We start from the raw sequence: 5862 nt of genomic DNA, 5'->3' as shown, positions 1-5862 counted from the left end.
GAGCGTCCCTAGAGGCATTCCCACGCAGAGCGTGGGAACGATCACCACAAAGCAGGGGATTTCAGGCCGTTTCGACGGCCTTTTTTTATGCCTGGAATCCGGAGTTTTTCATATCTCCAAAACGAATAACCAAATGAATAAATATGATTTATGGATATAACAATCACCTGTTAAGGTCACTCCCATCACAGCGAGATCGCAAACCGCGAATCGCCAACACCGCTCAAGGAATCATCTGAATGCTGGTCGTCTCACTCGGTGGCAGTCCCAGCCAACGTTCCCGTTCCGGGGTACTGCTGGAACGCTCCCAGCGCTGGTTGCAGGAGCAAGGGGTGGAAGTGGTGAGTTACCAGGTTCGGGACTTCCCGGCGGAAGACTTGCTGCACGCACGCTTTGACAGCCCCAAGGTCATCGACCTGCTGCAACAGATTGAAAACGCCGACGGACTGCTGATTGCCACACCGGTTTACAAGGCGTCGTTCTCGGGCGCACTGAAAACCGTGCTGGACCTGCTGCCCGAACGAGCACTCCACCATAAAGTCGTTTTGCCAATGGCCACGGGTGGCAGCATCGCCCACATGTTGGCGGTGGATTACGCGCTTAAACCGGTGTTGTCGGCGCTGAAAGCCCAGGAAATGCTTCACGGTATTTTTGCTGTAGACAGCCAGATCGCCTACGCCGAAGGCAGCGCCCAAGCGCAATTGGCGCCGGAGCTGGAGCAACGATTGAACGAGTCGCTGGAACTGTTTTTCAGCGCCATGGCGAGACGGCCCAAGCCGCTTGATCCAAACCTGTTGAATGAACGTTTGTTGAGTGCTCGCTGGAGCATTTAAGCCTCACCCGAAATTGATCCACTCACCTTACTCAGCCGACAACGGCCAAGCAGGTGCAGCCAAAACCTCACTGCAAAAAGGAGAGCGCTATGCGCACTGTCATTTTGCGTCGTGGTCTGGTCGCTCTGTTTGTTGCGGCTGTGTCCTTCGGCGCCATTACTCAAGCTCAAGCCGAGACGTTGCGAATCGGTTATCAAAAGTACGGCACTCTGGTGCTGCTCAAAGCCAAAGGCACACTGGAAAAACGCCTCGCCGCCCAAGGCGTGGACGTGCAATGGACTGAATTCCCAGGTGGCCCGCAACTGCTCGAAGGCTTGAACGTTGGCTCCATCGACTTCGGCGTGACCGGCGAAACCCCGCCGGTATTTGCTCAAGCGGCGGGTGCGGATCTGCTCTACGTTGCCTATGAACCACCGGCGCCGCACAGCGAAGCGATCCTGGTGCCGAAGGATTCGCCGATCAAATCGGTGAAAGATCTCAAGGGCAAGAAAGTCGTGCTCAACAAAGGCTCCAATGTGCACTACCTGCTGGTACGTGCGCTGGAAGATGCCGGCCTCAAATACACCGATATCCAGACCGTGTTCCTGCCGCCGGCTGATGCCCGCGCCGCGTTTGAGCGTGGCAGCGTCGACGCCTGGGTCATCTGGGACCCGTACCAGGCTGCCGCCGAAAAACAACTGCAAGCGCACACCTTGCGCGATGGCCAGGGCATCGTCGACAACCATCAGTTCTACCTCGCGACCAAGCCTTACGCGCAGAAAAATCCTGAAGTGATCAAGACCCTCGTCGAAGAAGTGCGCGCGGTGGGTGAATGGTCCAAGGCCAATCCGCAAGACGTGACCCAGCAGGTTTCACCACTGCTCGGTCTGCCGGAGGACATCACCCTGACCTCGGTGAAACGCCAGGGTTATGGCGCGCTGTTCCTCACGCCTGAAGTGGTCGCGGCCCAACAGAAAATCGCTGACAGCTTCTACGAGCTCAAGCTGATTCCGAAACAGCTGAGCATCAAAGACGTGATCTGGACGCCACCGGCAACTGTTGCCCAAAGCTCAGTAACCAAAGCCCAGTAACTCGATTCCCTAAGGAGACCACTCCATGAGCCTCAATATCTTCTGGTTCCTGCCTACCCACGGCGACGGCCACTACCTTGGCACCGCCGAAGGCGCTCGCGCCGTCGATCACGGTTACCTGCAACAAGTCGCGCAAGCGGCGGATCGTCTGGGTTTCGGCGGGGTGCTGATTCCTACCGGACGTTCCTGCGAAGACTCGTGGCTGGTGGCGGCGTCGCTGATCCCGGTGACCCAGCGTTTGAAATTTCTTGTCGCCCTGCGCCCCGGGATCATTTCCCCGACGGTGGCGGCGCGTCAGGCGGCGACCCTGGATCGTCTGTCCGGCGGTCGTGCGTTGTTCAACCTGGTCACCGGTGGCGATCCGGAAGAATTGGCCGGTGATGGCTTGTTCCTCAGCCATGAAGAGCGCTATCAGGCCTCGGTGGAATTCACCCGCATCTGGCGTCGCGTGCTAGAAGGCGAAACCGTTGATTACGACGGCCAGCACATCAGCGTTAAAGGGGCGAAGTTGCTCTATCCGCCGATCCAGCAACCGCGTCCGCCGTTGTACTTCGGCGGCTCGTCGGAAGCGGCGCAAGACCTCGCGGCAGAGCAAGTGGAAATGGTCCTGACCTGGGGCGAGCCACCGGCCGCCGTTGCCGAGAAGATCGAGCAAGTGCGCGCTAAAGCCGCGAAGCTGGGGCGTACCGTGCGCTTTGGTATTCGTCTGCATGTGATCGTTCGTGAGACCAATGCCGAGGCTTGGCAAGCGGCTGACAAACTGATCTCGCATCTGGACGAKGACACCATCGCTCGTGCTCAGGCTTCTCTGGCTCGCTTCGATTCCGTCGGCCAGCAGCGCATGGCCGCACTGCACGGCGGCAGCCGCGACAACCTGGAAGTCAGCCCCAATCTGTGGGCCGGTGTCGGTCTGGTGCGTGGCGGTGCCGGTACGGCATTGGTTGGCGACGGTCCAACTGTGGCGGCTCGCGTGAAGGAATACGCGGACTTGGGCATCGACACCTTCATCTTCTCCGGTTATCCACACCTTGAAGAATCGTACCGCGTGGCCGAATTGCTGTTCCCGCACCTCGACATTGAGCGTCCCGAGTTGCCGAAAAGCGCGGGTTACGTCAGCCCGTTTGGCGAGATGGTCGCCAACGACATTCTTCCAAAAGCCGCGTCCCAGAGCTGAGGCGCACCATGAAGAAAATTATTCACAGCCTCGCGCCCTGGGCGTTGCCGGTGTTGTTGCTGGCGGTGTGGCAGTTGTCGGTGTCGGCGGGCTGGTTGTCGACACGGATTCTGCCGGCCCCCATCGCGGTGATCGAAGCCGGCGTCAGTCTGGTGCGCAGCGGCGAAATCTGGACGCACCTGGCGATCAGCGGCTGGCGCGCCGCACTGGGCTTCAGCATCGGCGGCGGCATCGGTCTGGCGTTGGGGTTCATCACCGGCCTGTCGAAATGGGGCGAACGCCTGCTCGACAGTTCGGTACAGATGATCCGCAACGTGCCGCACCTGGCGCTGATTCCGCTGGTGATTTTGTGGTTCGGCATCGATGAGTCGGCGAAGATTTTTCTGGTGGCGCTGGGCACGTTGTTCCCGATCTACCTCAACACCTATCACGGCATTCGCAACGTCGATCCGGCACTGGTGGAAATGTCGCGCAGCTATGGCTTGTCTGGTTTCAGCCTGTTTCGCCAGGTGATTTTACCGGGGGCGTTGCCTTCGATTCTGGTCGGTGTGCGTTTCGCACTGGGCTTCATGTGGCTGACGCTGATCGTTGCGGAAACTATCTCTGCCAGTTCCGGCATCGGTTATCTGGCGATGAACGCCCGGGAGTTTTTGCAGACTGACGTGGTGGTGCTGGCGATTCTTCTGTACGCGGTACTCGGCAAGCTGGCCGACCTCGCGGCCCGTGGACTTGAGCGCGTGTGGCTTCGTTGGCACCCGGCTTATCAGGTTGCCAAAGGAGGTGCGGCATGACCGCTCAACAACCCCCACGCCTGCTGCGCGGGATTCCGCTGGTGGTGCGCAAACTACAAAAAACCTTTGGCTCACGGCAAGTGTTGCGCGAGATCGACCTGCACATTCCGGCAGGACAGTTTGTCGCCGTGGTCGGTCGTAGCGGATGCGGCAAAAGTACCTTGCTGCGCCTGCTGGCCGGTCTCGACCAACCCACGAGCGGTGTATTGCTCGCCGGCGCCGCGCCGCTGAGTTACGCGCGGGAGGACACGCGGTTGATGTTCCAGGAAGCGCGTTTGCTGCCTTGGAAAAAGGTCATCGACAACGTCGGCCTCGGGCTCAAGGGCAACTGGCGACCGCAAGCACTGGAAGCGCTGGAGTCCGTCGGCCTGGCCGATCGCGCCAATGAATGGCCAGCCGCCTTGTCCGGTGGACAGAAACAGCGCGTGGCCCTGGCTCGCGCGCTGATCCATCAACCGCGCTTGCTGTTGCTCGACGAACCGCTGGGTGCGCTGGACGCCTTGACCCGAATTGAAATGCAGCAACTGATCGAGCGGCTCTGGCAGAAGCATGGCTTCACCGTGTTGCTGGTGACCCACGACGTCAGTGAAGCGGTGGCGATTGCTGATCGGGTGATCTTGATCGAAGAGGGCGAAGTCGGTCTGGACCTGCTCGTGGAACTGCCGCGCCCTCGGGTTCGTGGCTCGCATCGACTGGCAGCGCTGGAAACCCAAGTGCTCAATCGTGTGCTCGCACTGCCCGGTGAACCGCCGGAGCCGGAACCTGTTTCACCCTTGCCTACGCAATTGCGCTGGGCGCACTAGAAGCAGCGGCAAGTTGCAAGTTTCAAGCGGCAAGAGGAAGCAGAGCGCTTTTACTTGCAGCTTGTAGCTTGCCACTTGCAGCTCATTTCGACCTCAGGAGAAATCATATGACTATCAAAGCCATCAACGTTCGCAACCAATTCAAAGGCTCTATCAAGGAAATCGTACTGGGTGACGTGCTGTCGGAAATCGACGTGCAAACCGCGTCCGGCATCGTCACTTCGGTGATCACCACGCGCTCGGTCAAAGAACTGGAACTGGTGGTCGGCAGTGAAGTGATTGCGTTTGTGAAATCCACTGAAGTGTCGATCGCCAAGTTGTAAGGGAGTGGGCGGTGTGAGTCTGTGAGATCGGCGGCGCGGCTTTYGCGAGCAGGCTCGCTCCCACAATGGAATGCGGTCAACTGTGGGAGCGAGCTTGCTCGCGATGAGGCCTGTGAAGCCAATGCAGGAATCAGGCTGTAATGGCGCGCTTGGGCAGATACGGCGGCAAATACAGCCCCAGATAAGCATCAAACACCCGCATCCCTTCCTCAGCCATGCGCGGAGTAATCTGCCCGTGTTGCTGCACCGAGCGCGCATAGACTCGGTCGCCCAGTTCCATGGCCAGTGCAAACACATCAACGTCCGTCGGCAGCTTGGGCAATTCGAAGTGGTGATCGAAGAGCTTGTGCATCAGGTCGCCCAGTTCGATGTCGTGCTGACGGTCGGCCTGGGTGACTTCCGTCAGGCCATGCTGGGCGAGGATCAATTGGCGGGCGGCGGCGTCTTCGCTGTAGATCGCGAGCATGCGCTGCTCCACCAGGCGTGACAGGTCACGCCAACCGGTGAGCGCGTCATGATCGATAGGCGCTTGCAGGCAGGCGCGGAACGCGGCATGGACGTCGGCCGTCAGGGCTTCGAGCAGCGCCGGTACGCTGGCGAAGAAGTGGTAGACGGAGGAGGGCGGGATTTCCGCGCGCTCGGCGACACTGTAGATCGACAGACTGCCCACGCCCTCGGTGGCCAGCAGCGTGCGGGCAGCATCGAGTATCGAGTCGATCCGCGCCTGGCTGCGGGCGCGGGGTTTGCGTGGGGTGGCGAGTCGGGTCATTGAAGTCTCCTGCGGGGCAGGGGCATTGTACGAGCAGGGTTGTGTGTTGTCTGCCAGGACGCCATCGCGAGCAGGCTCGCTCCCACAGTTGATCTTCAG

At 59.9% G+C, this 5862-nt stretch carries 7 protein-coding genes; 6 read left to right on the top strand and 1 reads right to left on the bottom strand.

Annotated elements, in window-relative coordinates:
* Window positions 1-239 precede the first annotated feature (239 nt).
* The 6 genes from ssuE (at window position 240) to AC1DSG_RS26455 (ending at window position 4994) form a co-directional block, all read left to right on the top strand.
* Window positions 240-833 carry an NADPH-dependent FMN reductase gene (ssuE, locus tag AC1DSG_RS26480; protein WP_477793531.1) on the top strand — a complete coding sequence of 198 codons (594 nt, stop codon included), beginning with the start codon at window positions 240-242 and terminating at the stop codon, window positions 831-833.
* An 89-nt stretch (window positions 834-922) separates the two neighbouring features.
* Window positions 923-1903, top strand: a complete 981-nt coding sequence (locus AC1DSG_RS26475) for a sulfonate ABC transporter substrate-binding protein (RefSeq protein ID WP_477793530.1) — start codon at window positions 923-925, stop codon at window positions 1901-1903.
* A gap of 25 nt (window positions 1904-1928) precedes the next feature.
* The gene (ssuD, locus tag AC1DSG_RS26470; RefSeq protein WP_477793529.1) at window positions 1929-3077 is read left to right on the top strand and encodes an FMNH2-dependent alkanesulfonate monooxygenase; all 1149 of its coding nucleotides are present in this window, start codon (window positions 1929-1931) and stop codon (window positions 3075-3077) included.
* Window positions 3078-3085: 8 nt separating this feature from the next.
* Window positions 3086-3868: an aliphatic sulfonate ABC transporter permease SsuC gene (gene ssuC, locus AC1DSG_RS26465; protein ID WP_477793528.1), complete on the top strand. Its 783-nt coding sequence runs from the start codon at window positions 3086-3088 to the stop codon at window positions 3866-3868.
* Window positions 3865-4671 carry an aliphatic sulfonates ABC transporter ATP-binding protein gene (ssuB, locus tag AC1DSG_RS26460; protein WP_477793527.1) on the top strand — a complete coding sequence of 269 codons (807 nt, stop codon included), beginning with the start codon at window positions 3865-3867 and terminating at the stop codon, window positions 4669-4671. Before ssuC ends, ssuB begins: the two co-directional genes overlap by 4 nt.
* A 107-nt stretch (window positions 4672-4778) precedes the next feature.
* Window positions 4779-4994 (top strand): TOBE domain-containing protein, encoded by a 216-nt coding sequence (locus AC1DSG_RS26455; RefSeq protein WP_003229256.1) that lies wholly within the window; start codon window positions 4779-4781, stop codon window positions 4992-4994.
* Window positions 4995-5124: 130 nt separating this feature from the next.
* Here the strand turns inward: AC1DSG_RS26455 and AC1DSG_RS26450 are convergent, their stop codons facing one another.
* The gene (locus AC1DSG_RS26450) at window positions 5125-5763 is read right to left on the bottom strand and encodes a TetR/AcrR family transcriptional regulator (RefSeq protein ID WP_477793526.1); all 639 of its coding nucleotides are present in this window, start codon (window positions 5761-5763) and stop codon (window positions 5125-5127) included.
* Window positions 5764-5862: the final 99 nt, after the last annotated feature.

It is taken from the genome of Pseudomonas sp. P5_A12, from assembly GCF_056400685.1.
The sequence above is the reverse complement of the archived record's forward strand: the minus strand, read 5'-3'. Positions and strand labels throughout refer to the sequence as shown.